Source organism: Mesorhizobium sp. GW821-FHT04C10, from assembly GCF_059420305.1.
Map to the genome: position 1 here is coordinate 5618060 of NZ_JBWKTL010000001.1, position 17227 is coordinate 5635286.

Sequence of the window (17227 nt, forward strand, 5' to 3'; positions counted from 1 at the left end):
GACAATTTGAGAAAAACTATGAGTGACACAGAGTTAACAAGCAGTGACTTTACCGAGGCGGCCGAGCCGTTTCGGCTCTTTGCCGCATGGCTGGACGACGCCACCAAGAGCGAAATCAATGATGCCAATGGCGTGGCGCTGGCTACCGTCGATGCCGAGGGCATGCCGGATGTGCGGATGGTGCTGCTCAAGGGATTCGATGAAGGCGGCTTTGTTTTCTACACGAATTTCGAGAGCGCGAAGGGCCAGGAGATTCTTGGCAGCATGAAGGCGGCGATGTGTTTCCATTGGAAATCGTTGCGCCGCCAGGTGCGCATTCGCGGCCCGGTGGAGATCGTCAGCGACGCCGAGGCCGATGCTTATTATGCGACGCGGCCGCGCGGGAGCCGCATCGGCGCCTGGGCCTCGAAACAGTCACGGCCGCTCGAAAGCCGCTTCGCGCTGGAGAAGGCGGTCGCCGAATACACGGCGCGTCATGCCATCGGCGAGATTCCGCGGCCGAAACACTGGTCGGGTTTCCGCATCGTCCCGAAGACGATCGAGTTCTGGCACGACAGGCCGTTCCGATTGCATGACCGGGTGGTCTTTTCACGCAGCGCCAAGGGCGGCTGGGACAAGACGCGGCTTTATCCCTGAGGAATTGCTACTTCTTCCTTGTCATGAACGCCGTGAGCGCCGCGCGCGCCTCGTCGGACTTCAGCCGCTCGCGGAAATGCTCGCTTTCCTCGCCGATGCGCGCGACGAGATCGTCGCGTGAGCCGCGCATGAGGTCGCGCGCGATCTTCAGCGCCTGCGGCGGCTTGGCGGCGATCCGGCCGGCAGCCGCCAGCACCGAGGCCTCCAGCGCACCCTCCTCGACCACATCGTAGATAAGGCCGGCGGCCTTCGCGCGCTCGGCGGAAAAGCCCTCGCCAAGGCCAAGCAGCGCGAACGCACCTTGCTGCCCCAGGACCCGCGGCGCCAACAGACTCGATCCGGCCTCGGGCACCAGGCCAAGGTCAACGAAAGGCGTCCTGAACACGGTGCGCGGCGTGGCGAAGGTCAGGTCGCAATGCAGGTTGATCGTGGTGCCGATGCCGACGGCGATGCCGTCAACGCCGGAGACGATGGGTTTTTCGACCCTGGCCAGCGCCATCAGGAAATCCCAGACTTCGGTGCCGCCATCGCCACCAGTGGCCACGACCATGAAATCGGCAAGGTCGTTGCCCGAAGAGAACGCCCCAGGCACGCCGAGAAACACATGGACGCGGATCGTCGGATCGGCATCACCCTCGGCCAGGGTTTGCGACATCTTGGCGTACATGGCGCGCGTCAGCGCGTTCTTCTTGTCCGGGCGGTTCATACGGATGACCTGGATGGCGCCCTGGCGCTCGACGAGGATATGGTCAGTCACAGTGCTTTCCTTGTGAACGTCAGGCTGAGATCAGCGTTTTGCCGGCAGCCACGAGGCTTTCCGCGCCATCGACAACACGCCCTTTCAGGGCACCCGCCTCGCCGAGCAGGTTTTCGGCAAAGAAGCGGCAAAGGCCGATGCGGCCATGATCGGCAAGAGCGCCCCGCGCCAGATAGGCGCCGCCGGCGGCAAGCGAGATCAGCCTGAGATAAGGCGTCGCACCCGCCAGCGCCTCCTCCGTCCGGCCGTCCGCCGACAGTTTTTGCAGGAAACGCGTCGCCTGCGTCAGATCGCCGAGTGCTGCGTCGAGCGCATCCGCGGTGCGACCGAAACCCTGCAGATTTGAGGTCCGCACGGCGTGGGCGGCCGCAGCCAGTTCGCCGATGAAGCCATGCACATGCTCGCCGCCGCCGAGCGGCAGCTTGCGGGTGACCAGGTCGATCGCCTGGATGCCGTTGGTGCCCTCGTAGATCGGCGCGATGCGCGCGTCGCGGTAGAGAGCCGCCGCGCCGGTCTCCTCGATGAAGCCCATGCCGCCATGCACCTGGAGGCCGAGCGAGGCCACTTCGACGCCAACATCGGTCGAAAACGCCTTGGCCAGCGGCGTCAAAAGATTGGCACGATCACGCCAATGCGCGGCCTGGTCACCGTCCGAGACCCGCGCCATGTCGATCGCATAGGCACAGGAGTAGCTGATCGCCCGCGCCGTCTGCGTCAGCGCCTTCATGGTCAAGAGATTGCGTTGCACGTCGGGGTGGTGAACGATCGGCGCCATGCCGGCGCCGGCGTAATCGGCCGCCTTGCCCTGGCGGCGCTCATTGGCATAGGCGATCGCCTTCTGGGTGGCGGCTTCCGCGACGGCGACCCCCTGCATGCCGACGGCCAGGCGGGCATTGTTCATCATGGTGAACATGCAGGCGAGGCCCTTGTTCTCCTCGCCGATCAGCCAGCCAATGGCGCCGGGCTTGGCGCCCTGGAACCCATCGCCATAGATCATGGTGCAGGTCGGCGAGGCATGTATGCCGAGCTTGTGCTCGAGGCCGGAACAGAAGACATCGTTGCGGGCGGCGAGCGAGCCGTCGTCGCCGACCAGGAATTTCGGCACCAGGAACAACGAGATGCCGCGCGTGCCGGCAGGCGCGTCGGGCAGCCGCGCCAGCACCAGATGGATGATGTTGTCGGTGAAATCGTGCTCGCCATAGGTGATGAAGATCTTCTGGCCGAAGATGCGGTAGGTGCCGTCGCCGGCAGGCTCGGCGCGGGCGCGCAAGGCAGCGAGGTCCGAGCCCGCCTGCGGCTCGGTCAGGTTCATGGTGCCCATCCATTCTCCGGAGACGAGCTTTTCGAGATATTTTGCCTTGAGCTCATCCGAAGCATGCTTGTCCAGCGCTTCGACCGCGCCCATGGTCAGCGTCGGGCCGATGCCGAAGGCCATGGCGGCCGAATTCCACATTTCGAGCGCGGCGACGCCCAACATGGTCGGCAGCGCCTGGCCGCCATACTCCTCGGGCCCGGACAGCGCGTTCCAGCCGCCATCGATCCAGCGGCGATAGAGCTCCTTCCAGCCGGGCGGCGTGGTGACGGCAGCGTCCTTCAGCACCGCACCGTGTTCGTCGCCGATCTTGTAAAGGGGAGCCACTTCCTCGGTGGCGAAACGGCCTGCTTCGCCAAGGACGGCATCGACCAGATCCTCGCTGAGATCGCCAAATGCGCCGGTATCGAGCCCCTGCTTGAGCCCAGCCACGTGCTTCAGCGTAAAGGCGATATCCTCGACCGGTGCCCGATACATGCCGCTCGATCCTCCTGATGCATCGGCCTCGCCGACCCTAGAGCCAGTGCCACCGCAAAACCACCCGCCTTTGGGCGGTCTCCCATCTTCTTTTTACGTAAACGTCAAATTTTGTCACGCGGATTTTGCAATCGCGCCGGCCTGTATTAAATTCTATCGAAGCCGGATCAAGTCGACCGGCGGCAGACCAGAACCAGCCGACCGGAACATCTCATGCTCGCCAGACCCGACGCCTACCGCTGCATCGAATGCGGCCTGCCCTATCGCGCTCCGGGGTTCTGGTACCATGAGGGCAGGCTGGAACATGGTGCGGCCTACTGGTCGGATCGCGGCATATTGTGCTCGCCGCAATGCTCGCTGGCCCACCACCGCAAACGCGCCGCCGAAGGCACGCTGCAGCAGGAGCCCGCGCCCGACCCGTTTGAATTTCCGCCAAGCGTCCGGCGCTAGCGGATAATCGCCCGCCGAGCGTCTTGCGTTGCCGGCGACGGAAATGACCATCCTGCCGTCTATGTTCAGAAGGCGATCTTTACGCCCAGCTTGCCGCTGACGGTTGAACTGTCTTGGGACCACTTGCCCCGAATCTCGCTGCTGACTGTGGTCGATTGGGACATTTTCAGATTGAAGCCTGCCGACACCGCCGCCGAGAAGTCCGCATCTTCGAAGCTACTCTCGATACCGGACACGCTCGCGGTGTTTGAATAGCCGAAGCGCTGCTGCAGATCGGCTCGCGCGTAAGGGCTGATCACCATACCGTTTCCGAGTTGATAATCGGCATAAACTCCGGGTTCGAACTTGATCGCGCCAAATGACAGGCGGCTTTTTCCGTACGAAACGCCAGAGCTGTCCGTGTAGTCGTCGCCCGTGAAACTGACACCAAGCAATCCGCCACGCAGATCGAAGCGCACCCGATCGGTCAAGTTGAAGATGTGGCCGATCGACCCCGTCACGGCGTAGCCTTGTGTGTCATACGTGCCGGAGCCGAGGCCTGTGCTTTCGACATCGGTGTTGCCGAGGAACGCCGATGCAGCCACCAGCATATAGCTGGTGCCGCGACGATAGAGCCCATAACCGCCGAACATGCCGCTTCTGTTGGTGGCTTCGCCGTTGGGAGGAAAGAAACCGAGCGCATTGGCGTCCACGTTGGCCGATGCATAGCCGCCAAACAGCCCCAGGTTCAGACCGTGCTCATTGTCGAAACCGAAATGCTTTGCAGCGTTGAAGTCCACGCTGACCGCGGCGGAAAATTCGTCGACGTCGAAATCCGGTCCGGTGATCACGGTCGGTCCCTGTGAAATCGTAAAACCGTCGTGCTTCGTGTGCGCCAACTGGCCCGAAGCGAAGACGCCGAACGGCGTCGACAAAGCTTGCGGAGGTCCGTTCGCAAGGCCGACATCTGACTCGATTGCGTTATCGACAACGCCCAGAAGCGCATCCAGGGACGTGTCGACAACCGCGCCATTGGCTATGCCGTTGAGATAGCACTGCCCTGACAGAACAGTCCCCTCGCCAACGAAGACGCAGGCAGCGGCCTTCGAAGGCAGGAGGACGACCATAGCACCGATCGAGAGCGCAATCGCGTTGACCGGGTCAAAATGCCATTTCCTTGCTGTCATTGTCATTTCCCCTCTTTATTACAAGTAAGACAATAATAATCAGGGATGCAATTCGCCGACGATATTCAAAATATCCGTCCGGCTTCAGCGTGCGCGCTCGACATACTGCGACTTCACTATGACGACTATAACAGGTTATGCCCCGGGAAGATACGGTTTCGAATGTCGAATCGATTTCCGCTTGCCGGCACGGCTGCGGTCCTTGCCGAGCGGGTCTTTCGACGCGCGTGTAAAACGATGGTTCGCGCCGCCCCACTCGGCCGACCAAACGCGGGTCGCGAGACCCTCGCCCTTTCTTTGAGGCGGTTTGTGGTGTAAAATTCACTGGTCTTCGGAGATATGGGTTTCCGGCGTCCGAGGGGCGGCGCATCAGCCGGACGGACACTTCGACGGCGCGAACGTTGTCGCAGCTGAAACGAGCCCGTGACATGACCCACAGTTTCTTCCGGCACTTTGCTGCAATTCTGCTGGTCGTGTTTTTCGGTTCGATGGGGGCCCAAGCCGCGGTCGAGGAAGTGCTTGCATCAAAGCCAAGCAAGCGGCTTGCCATCGTCATTGGCAATTCGAATTACCAAAGCGCGCGCCTTCAACATTTGACCAATGCGGTAAACGACGCCACGCAACTCTCCGAAAGTCTGAAAAGGCTGAATTTCGACGTGCTGACGGGGCTCGACCTTTCGTCGGACGGGTTTGCCAAGCTCTTTGACAGGGCCGACAGCAAACTCGCGACCGCCAGCGCCGTGGTGATCTTCTACGCCGGCCACGGCGTTCAGTTGCAGGGGGAGAACTATCTCCTGCCCGTCGATACACCCGATCCCGAAACCCTGGAAAAACTGACCGCGGGCGCGGTCAAGCTAAACGACGTGATCGCAAAATTTTCCAACCGGGAGAGGCAGACGTTTATTTTTCTTGACGCTTGCCGCAACAACCCGGTCGGCAAAGGCGCCAGCGTCATGGATGGCCTTGCCCAGGTCGAAGTGGGTGAAAACACGTTTGTCGCCTTCGCGACCCAGCCAGGCAACATCACGGCCGATGGCTCGGGAGACAACAGCCCCTTCACCACAGCCCTGTTGAGGAACGTTGAGATTCCCGGGCTCAGCATCTCGGATATGATGATCCGCGTTCGCAACGAGACCGAGGCACTCACCGCAGGTCGTCAGGTTCCATGGGACCAGTCGAACCTTCGCGAGCAGTTCTATTTCACCGAGCAACAAGAGCTCGACCCGGCTCAGTTGAGCGCCAGCCTGTCTCGCATTCTGTCGGACCCGGCCGCCAAGAAAAAACTGCAGGTCGAGCTTGCTTCCAACGACCTGCAGACCGCCGTGCTTATCGTGGGACAAACATTGCGATCTGCCGAGATTTCAGCCCCGCCCAGCGTTTCACCGGAACCGGCAGGTACGCAGCTTGCCAGCCTTGAAGGAGCCCGGCAAAGCGTGGTTTCCGGTCTTGAAACATTGATCGTCGGCACGTCGGCCGATGAGCCGACCCCTGCGAAAGCGACCGACCTCGCACGCAACATCCAGACGGAATTGCGCCGCTTGGGCTGCTATCGCATGACGGTCGATGGAGATTGGGGCAAGCACTCGGTCCAAGCTCTCAACAGCTACTACAAGAACACCAAGCGGGTCGCCTCGGCGACCGAGCCAACGGTTGAACTTCTGGGCGATCTCTTCTTGCACTCCGGCCGCGTCTGCAAGGATCCGGTCATCATGAAGGTCAAGCCGGCGAAGGTCGCGTCGGACGCCGCTCCGCTGCGCCAGAAGGGAGCGGCGAGCCGTAAGGCCTCCACGCCCTCACGCTCGCCATCGTCACGTCCAGCCGCTCCCCCTCCCGACATCAGTGGCGGAATTGGGATTGGCGGTGTGTTCTAACCTGGCACGGGGTGCCCCGGCATCGAGAAGCATTCCTTAACCATGACGGTTCAGGATTTGCCTTTGATCAACGGGGATTCCCTGTTTTGAAATTGCCAAGGCGTTTCCATCGCCGTTCAAAGAGCGCTGTGCCAACGCTCGTCAAACCCCTTTTCCCTAGGCATACAGCTTCTCTAAAACCTCTGTATATTTTCTGGCGACACGCACTGACGCCTCTGGCTTTCGCGGCGACGGTGGCGCTGTCGATGGCGGCACAGGCTTCGGATTTCTCCGAGCCGTGGAAGAATGCCGACCGCGCCCTGGTGGTCGATGCCTACGAATACAATTCAATCGACTGGGCGCAACTTGCCACCGACAAGCGCATCGTCGGATTCATCAACAAGGCTTCCGACGGCATGCCGCCGCCCTATTTCTGTTTTGGCGGCGACACCGACGTGAAGCTCTGCAAGGCGCTGTGGAAACGCCATGCGGTGACGCGCGAACTGTTCCAGACGCGTCGGGTCGTGGCCAAGGCGCTCGGCATGAAATGGGGCGCCTATCACCTGGCCCGCCCCGGCAACCCGGTCGAGCAGGCCAACAATTTCCTCGATTTTGCCGATCCCGCGCCGGACGATCTCATGGTTCTCGACCTCGAGGGCAACGATCCCTCGCAATGGATGTCGCTCGAAGATGCCGAGGAGTTCGTACGCCAGGTGCATCGGCGCATGGGCCGCTTCCCGGTGCTCTATACCAACGGCAAGACGGCCCAGTACATCGCCGACAATCGCTACAAGTACCGGCTCCTGTCGCGGCTGCCGCTTTGGTACGCGCGCTACAAACCTGATATCGACGTGCATTTTCCGATGGGCAACTGGCAAGGCTATGCGCTCTGGCAATTTTCCGCGCAGGCCAATTGCGGCCGCTTCCGTTGCCCCTACAGGGTAGCCGGCACGCCTAACGATATCGACGTCAACGTCGCACCGACCGATGCCGCCACGCTGCGCCAGCAATGGCCCTTTGGCGGGCTGATCGACGTACCATCGGACTATCTTGCCAGCGTGCCGGTGCCGCTCTCGCGCGAGGCAGCGCTCGCCGGCAAGGCGACACTGACCTATGCGGATGTGGCGACGCCGCCGACGTTCGAGGAAATGGTCGCGGTGCTTGGGTCGCGCTGGTCGAAATTCCGCGACGGGTTCCGCATGCCTGTGGTGAAGACGGTGCCGCGCAGGCCGGGCTTCGGCATTGTGCAATATGTCGCCTGGAAGCGAACGGAACAGCGTTCGCCCGAGCAGCTCGACGCCGCCTTCGCCGGGGCCGATCCGGTCAGCACCGCCTCGACCGAAATCGACCGCGGCCAGCAATAAGCCGCCGCGCCGTAATCTCAGCTCGCCTGCTCGCGCGCCACGGCCTGCCAGCCGATGTCGCGACGGCAGAATCCGTCCGGCCAATCGATCCGGTCGAGCGCGGCGTAGGCCCGCGCCTGTGCCTCGCGGACCGTGGCACCGGTCGCCGTGACATTGAGGACGCGGCCGCCATTGGCAACCAGTGCGCCGCCATTGATGGCGGTGCCGGCGTGGAAGATCTGGACGCCTTCCCCCGCCGCCTGCTCGACGCCGCGGATGACAGAGCCTTTTTCCGGAGTGCCGGGATAGCCCCGCGCGGCCATCACCACGGTGAGCGCCGCCTCGTCGCGCCAGCGTATGGAAGTGTGCGCCAACTGGCCGTCCACGGCGGCGTTGAGCAGCACCAGCAAATCGTCCTTCAGCCGCATCATCAGCACCTGGCATTCCGGATCGCCGAAACGGGTGTTGTATTCGATCAGCCTCGGCCCCTTGTCCGTGATCATCAGCCCGGCGAACAGAATGCCGGCGAAGGGTGCGCCAAGATCGGCCATGCCGCGCATCGTCGGCTCGATGATTTCGCGCATCGTGCGCTCGACCATCTCGGGCGTCATCACCGGCGCCGGCGAATAGGCGCCCATGCCGCCCGTGTTGGGGCCGACGTCGCCGTCGCCAACGCGCTTGTGATCCTGTGCGGTGCCGAAAGGCAGTGCGGTGGTGCCGTCGCAGAGGCAGAAGAAGCTTGCCTCCTCGCCGGTCATGAACTCCTCGATCACCACTTCCGCACCGGCGGCTCCGAAGGAACCCTCGAAACAGGCATCGAGTGCCGCCAGCGCCTCGTCCAGCGTCATGGCGACGGTGACGCCCTTGCCGGCGGCGAGCCCGTCGGCCTTGATAACGATCGGCGCACCGGTCTTTTCGACATAGGCCTTGGCGGAGGCCAGATCGCCGAAACGGCCATAGGCGGCGGTCGGGATGTTATATCGCGCGCAGAGGTCCTTGGTGAAACCCTTCGAACCCTCCAGCCGCGCGGCGGCTTTCGACGGCCCAAAGACGCGGATGTTTTCTGCGCGCAGGTCGTCGGCAATGCCGGCGACGAGCGGCCCTTCCGGGCCGACCACGACGAGGTCGATTTTTTTCTCCCGGCAGAAGGCGGTCACGGCGGCATGATCGGTGATATCAAGCTTCACCAGTTCGACCTCGCTGCCGATGCCCGGATTGCCGGGGGCCGCGTAGAGCTTGGTCAGCAGCGGCGAGGCGGCGATCTTCCAGGCAAGCGCATGTTCGCGGCCGCCGGAGCCGAGAAGAAGAACGTTCATGGCCACCTCACAATGCAAACCCTGGAGAGCACCCGCTATTGCTCTCCGGGCGATGGGTCAAGGCATCAGGGTGTTTTGATCAAAATTGCACACGGGAACGTTATCCCGGCCGAATATGGGCGCCGAATTCTGGCGCCCATATTCTGGCCCGCTTCAGGCGGGAAAAACCACCGGGAACCAGTCCTCGCGCAATTTCTGGCCCGGCTGCATGCCATGACCGTGATAGGGCGGCGATGTGCGGCCCGGCCGTTCGACATAATGGGCATCGTCGCCGACCCAGCGCAGTGACAGTGCCCGACGCCGTGCCGCGGTGAGGTTGCCGCGCGCGCCATGTGCTGTGCGGAAGTCGAACAGGATGGCATCGCCCGGCTCCATTTCCCATTCGAGAACCTTCATCGACGGATCGTTGTCGGGATCGGGGACCGGCAGATAGTCGCCCTCGCCGGCATAGAAATTGCTGTCGTCGAGCCAGCGCACCGGCAGGATCATCTTGTCCCATTTGTGCGAGCCGGCGATCAGGCGCAGCGTCGCCTCCTTTACCGGATCGATGGGAATCCAGAAGCTTACCGTCTGCTGGCCGTCGACGAAATAATAGGGGATGTCCTGATGCCAGGGCGTCGGCTTCTGCGTGCCGGGCTCCTTGACCAGAACGTGGTCATGGAAGAACTGCGCGGTGCGCGACTGCATCACCGCCGCCGCCAGTTCGGCGGCCGGCGATTCGCGCACCACCCTGACGAATTCGGGAATACGCTCCCAGTTGCAGTAGTCATCGAAGAAACTGCCGCGACCATTGGCGATGTCGGAAGCGGTGGCGCTGCGGTTTTGCATATTGCGCTCGATGCCGGCGGCAATCGTGTCGACCCAGCCCTTGAAGGCGCCGCGGATGCAGACCGCGCCGTCCCGCTGGTAGTCGGCGATTGTGTCCGCATCGATCAGGTCGGTGTCGATGGCGCGGATAGCAGTCTGGGAAGCCATGGTGTCCTCCTTTCAGGATCGACACGACTATCGCAATCCGTACTCATTCAGTAAAATAATAACTTCTCATCTGACACATAGAGTGAGACTATGAGCCTAAGCCTCACGCAGTTGCGTTATCTGGTCGCGGTGGCCCGCCACGGCAGCGTCACCGGCGCGGCCAGGACACTGAACATCTCCCAACCCTCGATTTCGGTGGCGATCGACGCGATCGAAAAGGATTTCGGGCAAAAGCTCTTCGTGCGCCAGCGTGGAAGCGGCGTTTCGCTGACCTCGTTCGGCCGTGTCGCCGTGGCGAAGGCAAAGCAGGTTCTTGCCGCGACGGACGAACTCATGAGCCTGGGCTCGGGCAACTCGGCCGTCGGCGGCGAGTTGGTGCTTGGATGCTTCGAGGATCTGGCGCCATATTTCGCGCCGGGTCTCATCCGCGCGTTTTCCGAGCGCCATCCAGACGTGGCTGTTGTCGTTCGCGACGAAACGTTCGAAACGCTCGGGCGGCGTGTGGCGGACGCCGCCATCGATCTTGGCCTCAGTTACGACCTCGGCCTGCCGTCGCATTTCGCCCGCATCCTGCTGCACGAACTGCGACCGCACGCGCTGTTGCCGGCAGGCCATGCTCTGGTGGATCGCCCCGAGGTCAGCCTGGCGGATCTGGCCGCCTATCCGCTGATCACGACGGACCAGCCGCAGAGTTGGCAGCACATGCTCGATCTGTTCCGCAGCCGTGGTCTCGCGCCAGTGGCCGACAGGGCGACGAGTTCGTTTGAACTTCAGCGCAGCATGGTGGCGAACGGTTTTGGTGTCGCCGTCAGCTACACAAGGCCGCATGGGGACCGCAGTTATGACGGACTGCCGCTGATCTGCAAGCCGCTATCGGATCCGCTGCCCATGCAGCGCATCATCCTCACCTATGACACGCATCAGCGCGTATCGAATGCGGCACTCGCATTTGTCGAAACAGCGAAGGCCTGGTTTTCCACGCGCGACATCTTCACCTCCTGACGGGTTGACGGTCGTCCCTCGTCCGCTTGCCGCTTGACGGTTTCCACGCCTGCTGCCACTCCATGGACATGGAACCTATCCAGTCGAAAACGGCCCAGGGCCGTGTCGCCGATGCGCCGAATGGCCATTGGGTCTACCGCGTGCTGCCGCGCGCGGTTTGGCCCTACGCACAACTTGCGCGATGGGACAGGCCGATCGGCTGGCAATTGCTTCTGTGGCCGTGCTGGTGGTCGGCGGCGCTCGCGGCGAGCGCCTATCCGCGTCCCGGCGACCCGCTGCTCTCGCTGCTGCCGGCGCCATGGTATCTCGTGCTGTTCCTGGTCGGCGCCATCGCCATGCGCGGCGCCGGCTGCACCTACAACGACATCGTCGACGAAGGCATAGACAACCAGGTCGAGCGCACCCGCTCGCGCCCGCTGCCCTCCGGCCAAACCACGCGTCGGCGGGCCTGGCTCTTTCTTGTACTGCAGGCCCTGGTCGGCCTTGCCGTGCTCCTGCAGTTCAACAGCTTCGCCATTCTGCTCGGCGTCTGCTCGCTGGCGATCGTGGCCATCTATCCATTCATGAAGCGGATAACCAATTGGCCGCAACTGTTTCTCGGCCTTGCCTTTTCCTGGGGTGCGCTGATGGGATGGGCGGTCGAGTTCGGCGATCTCGATGGCCCCGCCATCATGCTCTATATCGGCTCGATCCTGTGGGTGATCGGCTACGACACGATCTATGCGCATCAGGACAAGGAAGACGACGCCATTGTCGGCGTACGCTCGACGGCACGGCTGTTCGGCGACAACACCAAGGCGTGGCTGGCAGGGCTTTATGGCGGCACGCTGGTCTGCTTCGCCATCGCCTTCGCCTCGGCGCAGGCACCGGTGGTGGCGCTGGCGGGATTGATCGCCGCCGGCGCCCACATGGCCCGCCAGATCGCGGTTCTGGATATCAACGATCCGGACCAATGCCTGCGGCTGTTCCGGTCGAACAACCAGGTCGGCTGGCTGATCTTCCTCGGCCTGATCGGCGGCGCATTGTGGGTGGCGCTAAAGCCGCTGGTTTAGCGGCTTTTCTTACGCCTTGGCCCTTCGCAGGCTCAGGGCGTTCGAAGCTCGAAAAGCCAAGCAATTGGCTTTTCGTTCGCTGCGCGAACCGCTTCTCACTCCCTCGAAATAATCTCCTGGCCGCCGATGACCAGCCTGAGACCAAGGTTGCCGGCCCTGCGGCGGGCGAGGAAGCGCGGGCGGCGCGTGGTCGAAATGCGGCCCTTGCGGCGATCCTGCGGCGGCAGCGTCTTGATGGCGGCGCCGAGCGATTCTTCCAGCGTGCGGGCAACGCCGTCCGATTCGATCAGGAGCATGGGCAGCCGGTAGGCATCGGCCCAGGCCCGCCAGTCGGCGGCGACATCATCGAGGTCGTCGGCCACCAGCAGGGGCACCGACAGCATTGGGTCGTTGTGCAGGAGTTCGAGGGTAACCGTGACATTGCCGTCCGGATCCTCCATCGCGCGGGCGGCAACGCCGCGGAACGCATTGGCGGGCAGTGCGATGATCGCCGGCACGCCGCTCATCTCCAGCATGCGACGGATCACGGCGCCGCGCTGGTCGATGGTGAAGGTCACGTCGCCATAGTCGTCGCGTGTGGCGTAGCTAACCACCTGCGGCAGGCGGAATGGGTCGAGGCGCATGTTGCGTCCCGCCCAGACTGGCTTCAGTCCAGTGTTCATAGAGTGCCTTCCTGTCTGTCTCCTGAGAGCCGGTGTCCGGTTCTCTCCGGGCCAGTTTTCCCGGCCTCGTTATGGGGAAACAGTAGCGTGGGCTCCTTACCGCCGCGCTTAAGAAAGTCGGTTAAATTTTGCTGATCTCAGGGATGGTTATCGGAATGCCACCGGACACAAGATGTTGAAAGGATCAGATAACCTTACCAGGATTCATGATGCCGGCAGGGTCGAAGGCAGCCTTCACCCGGCGCATCAGATCGATGGCCATCGGCGGCGCGGTGGCGATCAGTTCGTCGCGCTTCAACTGGCCGATGCCGTGCTCGGCCGAGATCGATCCATGGAAGGACCGCACGACATCGTGCACGGCCTTGTTCATGGGATGGTAGAGGGCGAGAAACGCCTCGTCATCGCCATCGAGCGGCCGCGAGATGTTATAATGGAGGTTGCCGTCGCCCATATGACCGAAGCAGACCACGCGGGCACCGGCACTGACCGAGGCCACCGCGCCGGCGGCCTCTTCGATAAAACGCGGGATCGATGCGATCGGCACCGAAATGTCGTGCTTGATCGAGGCGCCCTCCGGCTTCTGGCATTCCGGTAGCGTCTCGCGGAAATTCCAGAAAGCGTCGCCCTGGGCAAGACTTGCAGCGACCACCGCATCGCCAACGATGCCTTGCTCGAGACCATCCGCCAGCACCTCCTCGATCAACGCCCGGCCGTCGGCTTCCGAGCGGCCCGAGGAAACCTGCATCAAGACATACCAGGGCCAGTCATCGGCCAGCGGTCGCACGACACCTTGACCATGCTTGAGCGTGAAATCGTAAGGTCTCTTGCCGATCAGTTCGAAGGCGGTGAGCGAAGCGCCGGAGCGGTCCATCGCCAGGCTGAACAGCGCAAGTGCCGCGTCGGGCGAAGACAGCCCGGCGAATGCGACCTCGCGCCCCTTCGGCTTCGGGAACAGTTTCAGGACAGCGGCGGTGATGATGCCGAGCGTACCTTCGGCGCCGACGAACAGGTTCTTCAAATCGTAGCCGGTGTTGTCCTTCTTCAGCTTGCGCAAATCGTCGAACACCTCGCCCGTCGGCAGCACCACTTCGACCCCGAGGCAGAGTTCGCGCGCATTGCCGTAGGCCAGCACGCCGGTGCCGCCGGCATTGGAAGACAGGTTGCCGCCGATCTGGCAGGAGCCCTGTGCGGCCAGCGACAGCGGAAACAGCCGGTCGGCGGCATCGGCCGCCTCCTGCAGCGTCTGCAGGATGACGCCGGCCTCCGCCGTGACCGTATTGGACAGGACATCGATCTCGCGGATGCGGTTCAGCCGCGAAAGCGACAGGATGATCTCGTGGCCGGATCTGTCCGGCACCTGGGCGCCGACCAGCCCGGTGTTGCCGCTTTGCGGCACGACCGGCGTTCCCGTCTCGGTCGCCAGCCGCATGATCCGGCTGACCTCGTCGACACTGCCCGGCCGCAGCACCAGCGATGTCGCGCCATGCCAGAGCCCGCGCCGCTCGATGAGATAGGGCGCGATGTCCTGTTCGTCGCGCAGCGCGTATTTTTCGCCAACGATCGCCGCGAAGCGGTCGATGAGAGCGGGATCGAGTTTTTGCGAAATGTCGGTCATGTGGGAAAACTACGGTGCGGGCTGTACATTGTCACGAGGGGCGGCGGCACGCGAGAGCCGGTCGTTGATGGCCTCGCCAAGACCATCGAAAGGAATCGTCTCGACGGCGATGGTGCGCGCGCCGCTGCGGTCGAGTTCCTGCATATAGGCGAAAAGATTGCTTGCCGCTTCGCGCAGGTCACCGGTTTCAGACAAATTGAGGAACGCTGCGGCATCACGCCAGCCTTCGGCCCGCCGATCCCCAAAGGCAAGCAGCGCTTCGCCCTCGCCGACCGTTCCCGCATTGAGCCGCACCCCGGCACCCGGCGCGTAGTGCGAGGCAAGCATGCCCGGCGCCTCGATGCCGGCGGCGCCGCCGCGCAACAGAGCCATGCCGATGGCCGCCTCGATTTCCTCGGCGGCGACGCCGCCCGGCCGCAGCAGCCGCAAGCTCCCTCCTTCGGCCTTGACGATGGTCGATTCCAGCCCGACCGGCGTCGCGCCGCCATCGACCACCAGCTTGATGCGCGTGCCGAGATCCGCCGCCACTGCTTGCGCGGTCGTCGCGCTGATCTTACCGGATGAGTTGGCGCTGGGTGCGGCAAGTGGCCGGCCAAGTTTTGCGATGAGGTCACCGCCAAAGCCCCTCGGCATGCGCAAGGCAATCGTGTCGAGCCCGGCCGTGACCAGCGGATGGATGCCGTTGCCGGGCCGCTGCGGCAACACCAGCGTCAGCGGACCTGGCCAGAACGCCTGCGCCAGTTTCCTCGACAGCGGATCGAATATTGCGATGCGCTCGGCCATCACCATGTCGGCAACATGGGCGATCAGCGGATTGAAACGCGGCCGCCCCTTGGCCTCGAAGATACGCGCCACGCCGATGCCGTTGGTGGCATCGCCGGCAAGCCCGTAGACGGTCTCCGTCGGGATGGCCACGACATCGCCGCCCTGAAGCAGAGCCAGCGCCCGCTCCAGCGCTTCGTCGACGGCAAGTATCTCAGCCACTCTCGTCACCTCGCAGATGCCGGCTGCGTAGTACGATGGCGGCTATTGGGCAAGCCGGCTGTTGGGCAAGAGAGGGTCTTGGCGATTTATCAATTCCTAAAATGCTACGTTTCCGCGAAAGCCGGTATCAATTCCGGTCCGCTACCGTGAGGGTCTGGGCAAAGGGGAGTGGTCAAACGTGTCTGTGCGTATCCTGCTGGGGATCACCCTGGCGGCGTTGAGCGGTGGAGCTCAAGCCTCGTCGCTTGTCTTTCCCGGCGCGCCGGCCGCGACGCCCTCTATCCTTGCCCTGAAGGCGGACGGCATCCGGGCAAGCGACGCGCTGTCCGTCGTTGTGCTCGGCGAACCAGACGTCACCTATGAAAAGGTGGCGGCGATCCCCAACGCGCCCGAGCCACGGCATGGTTTCATGCCAGGCCCGATGATCATTCGCGGCGGCGTGGTCGGCGGCGACTTCTCGACACCGACGCAAGTCAAGGCACCGGCCACGACCACCACCACCACCGCTCCCGCTCCAGCCCAGACTACCGCCTCGGCGGCTCCGGCGTCGGGCACGCAGAAGAAGCCGACCGCACGGGCAGCCGCATCGACGCCCGCTTCCGGGGCCGGCAAGGTCAAGTAGCGGCCGCAAATTGCTGGGCTGGCCAGATCGTTGACAGCTTGACGGCGCCCTGCGCACCATTGCCGCGCGAGTTCGTCCTGGCGTATCTGACCGCTCGAAGCCGCCTGGATTTGGTCAAGCGATTCAGGCTAAGGGGCGGCTCGGGCAGACGGGCTTCGCCATTCAAAGGGGGTTGATCATGAGACTATCCAAGACCGTTACCGTGGCCGCGCTTTTGCTGGCGTCGCTGCTGGGTGCCAGCGCGGCGCAAGCCGATGACATGCTGGGATCCTATGTGGCGCGTATTTCCGATCGGGATCATCAGGCGAGCGACGGCTATGCGCTGGACAGCGCCGCGCAGATGGTGCGGCAGGACCGAGCCAACTGGCACAAGTTCCATCGCCGCGACCGCGACGATGAGGGTGATGCCTGGTTCAGGACCAACGACCAGCGCGCCGATCTGCAGCGCATGCTGGAGCGTCCCGGCGCGATGAGTTCCTCGACCAAGCGCGCCATAGTCAATGGCGAACCGCTGATCCAGGTCGATGTCTACGAAAACAGCGTGCGGGTCAGCATCCTGGAGAACTGACAAGCATCCGGGACGACGGATAAAAAAGGGCGGCGCCGATGCGCCGCCCCTTCTTCCCGACAGAACCGGATTGAAATCTCAGGCCGCTTCTTCCTTGTCGTCGTCTTCCTCGGACTCGCCGTCTTCGGCGTCTTCTTCGCCCTCGTCGCCTTCGGCCTTCACGGCCTCATCAGCGTCGTCTTCGTCCTCATCTTCGTCTTCGTCGTCATCGCCCGAAAGCTTGGCGGCTTCAGCGTCGTCTTCGTCGGACTCTTCGCCGTCTTCGTCGTCGCTTTCTTCTTCGTCGCCGTCCTCGTCATCAGAGTGATCGGCGGCTTCTACCGCTGCAGCAGCGTCGTGATCGGTTTCGGAAGCGGATTCAATCGCCTCGGCGGCGGCCGAGGTTTCTTCAGTCACTTCGATTTCGTGATCGGAATTCATGGAAGCCTCCGTTGGGTTGG

Annotated in this window: 17 protein-coding genes; 8 read left to right on the plus strand and 9 right to left on the minus strand. The window is 63.1% G+C overall.

The annotated features are described in order from the left end of the window. The first annotated feature begins 18 nt into the window (after positions 1 to 18). On the plus strand, positions 19 to 636 hold the full coding sequence (pdxH, locus tag AC07UC_RS27385) for a pyridoxamine 5'-phosphate oxidase (protein ID WP_202323359.1): 618 nt from the start codon (positions 19 to 21) through the stop codon (positions 634 to 636). 7 nt (positions 637 to 643) lie between these two features. On the opposite strand, the gene AC07UC_RS27390 is transcribed toward pdxH, so the two are convergent. Together AC07UC_RS27390 and AC07UC_RS27395 are read right to left on the minus strand one after the other, a co-directional pair. Next, a complete protein-coding gene (locus AC07UC_RS27390; protein WP_494908016.1) occupies positions 644 to 1393 on the minus strand; it encodes a crotonase/enoyl-CoA hydratase family protein in 750 nt (249 codons plus the stop codon). Between the two features lie 19 nt (positions 1394 to 1412). After that, on the minus strand, positions 1413 to 3182 hold the full coding sequence (locus tag AC07UC_RS27395; RefSeq protein WP_494908017.1) for an acyl-CoA dehydrogenase family protein: 1770 nt from the start codon (positions 3180 to 3182) through the stop codon (positions 1413 to 1415). Between the two features lie 213 nt (positions 3183 to 3395). Between AC07UC_RS27395 and AC07UC_RS27400 the strand changes: the two genes are divergently transcribed. Beyond that, positions 3396 to 3632 carry a hypothetical protein gene (locus AC07UC_RS27400; protein WP_140768952.1) on the plus strand — a complete coding sequence of 79 codons (237 nt, stop codon included), beginning with the start codon at positions 3396 to 3398 and terminating at the stop codon, positions 3630 to 3632. Between the two features lie 65 nt (positions 3633 to 3697). On the opposite strand, the gene AC07UC_RS27405 is transcribed toward AC07UC_RS27400, so the two are convergent. After that, positions 3698 to 4798 carry an autotransporter domain-containing protein gene (locus AC07UC_RS27405; RefSeq protein WP_244735185.1) on the minus strand — a complete coding sequence of 367 codons (1101 nt, stop codon included), beginning with the start codon at positions 4796 to 4798 and terminating at the stop codon, positions 3698 to 3700. Positions 4799 to 5226: 428 nt separating this feature from the next. Here AC07UC_RS27405 and AC07UC_RS27410 point away from each other — a divergent pair, with 428 nt between their 5' ends. Beyond that, positions 5227 to 6669, plus strand: coding sequence for a caspase family protein (locus tag AC07UC_RS27410; RefSeq protein WP_494908018.1), 1443 nt, complete (start codon positions 5227 to 5229; stop codon positions 6667 to 6669). Between the two features lie 245 nt (positions 6670 to 6914). After that, positions 6915 to 8012, plus strand: coding sequence for a glycoside hydrolase family 25 protein (locus AC07UC_RS27415; RefSeq protein WP_181179594.1), 1098 nt, complete (start codon positions 6915 to 6917; stop codon positions 8010 to 8012). 17 nt (positions 8013 to 8029) lie between these two features. Here the strand turns inward: AC07UC_RS27415 and purD are convergent, their stop codons facing one another. Then, complete coding sequence (gene purD / locus AC07UC_RS27420; RefSeq protein ID WP_494908019.1) at positions 8030 to 9307, minus strand: phosphoribosylamine--glycine ligase; 1278 nt, start codon at positions 9305 to 9307, stop codon at positions 8030 to 8032. 153 nt (positions 9308 to 9460) lie between these two features. Beyond that, positions 9461 to 10282, minus strand: coding sequence for a phytanoyl-CoA dioxygenase family protein (locus AC07UC_RS27425; RefSeq protein ID WP_202323366.1), 822 nt, complete (start codon positions 10280 to 10282; stop codon positions 9461 to 9463). A 90-nt stretch (positions 10283 to 10372) separates the two neighbouring features. Between AC07UC_RS27425 and AC07UC_RS27430 the strand changes: the two genes are divergently transcribed. Together AC07UC_RS27430 and ubiA are read left to right on the plus strand one after the other, a co-directional pair. Beyond that, a complete protein-coding gene (locus tag AC07UC_RS27430; RefSeq protein WP_202323367.1) occupies positions 10373 to 11284 on the plus strand; it encodes a LysR family transcriptional regulator in 912 nt (303 codons plus the stop codon). Between the two features lie 68 nt (positions 11285 to 11352). Further along, a complete protein-coding gene (ubiA, locus tag AC07UC_RS27435; protein WP_494908998.1) occupies positions 11353 to 12336 on the plus strand; it encodes a 4-hydroxybenzoate octaprenyltransferase in 984 nt (327 codons plus the stop codon). 95 nt (positions 12337 to 12431) lie between these two features. Here the strand turns inward: ubiA and AC07UC_RS27440 are convergent, their stop codons facing one another. The 3 genes from AC07UC_RS27440 to AC07UC_RS27450 all read right to left on the minus strand — a co-directional run bounded on the left by AC07UC_RS27440 (position 12432) and on the right by AC07UC_RS27450 (position 15597). Beyond that, positions 12432 to 12998, minus strand: coding sequence for a DUF6101 family protein (locus AC07UC_RS27440; protein ID WP_140768968.1), 567 nt, complete (start codon positions 12996 to 12998; stop codon positions 12432 to 12434). A 184-nt stretch (positions 12999 to 13182) separates the two neighbouring features. Continuing rightward, on the minus strand, positions 13183 to 14613 hold the full coding sequence (locus tag AC07UC_RS27445; RefSeq protein WP_494908020.1) for an FAD-binding oxidoreductase: 1431 nt from the start codon (positions 14611 to 14613) through the stop codon (positions 13183 to 13185). 9 nt (positions 14614 to 14622) lie between these two features. Then, positions 14623 to 15597: an L-threonylcarbamoyladenylate synthase gene (locus AC07UC_RS27450; protein WP_494908021.1), complete on the minus strand. Its 975-nt coding sequence runs from the start codon at positions 15595 to 15597 to the stop codon at positions 14623 to 14625. Positions 15598 to 15775: 178 nt separating this feature from the next. On the opposite strand from AC07UC_RS27450, the gene AC07UC_RS27455 reads away from it, so the two are divergent. Both AC07UC_RS27455 and AC07UC_RS27460 read left to right on the plus strand, forming a co-directional pair. Then, positions 15776 to 16219 (plus strand): hypothetical protein, encoded by a 444-nt coding sequence (locus tag AC07UC_RS27455; protein ID WP_494908022.1) that lies wholly within the window; start codon positions 15776 to 15778, stop codon positions 16217 to 16219. Positions 16220 to 16397: 178 nt separating this feature from the next. Beyond that, the gene (locus AC07UC_RS27460; protein ID WP_172351411.1) at positions 16398 to 16787 is read left to right on the plus strand and encodes a hypothetical protein; all 390 of its coding nucleotides are present in this window, start codon (positions 16398 to 16400) and stop codon (positions 16785 to 16787) included. Positions 16788 to 16865: 78 nt separating this feature from the next. On the opposite strand, the gene AC07UC_RS27465 is transcribed toward AC07UC_RS27460, so the two are convergent. Beyond that, a complete protein-coding gene (locus AC07UC_RS27465) occupies positions 16866 to 17207 on the minus strand; it encodes an ATPase (RefSeq protein ID WP_494908023.1) in 342 nt (113 codons plus the stop codon). Between the last annotated feature and the right edge of the window lie 20 nt (positions 17208 to 17227).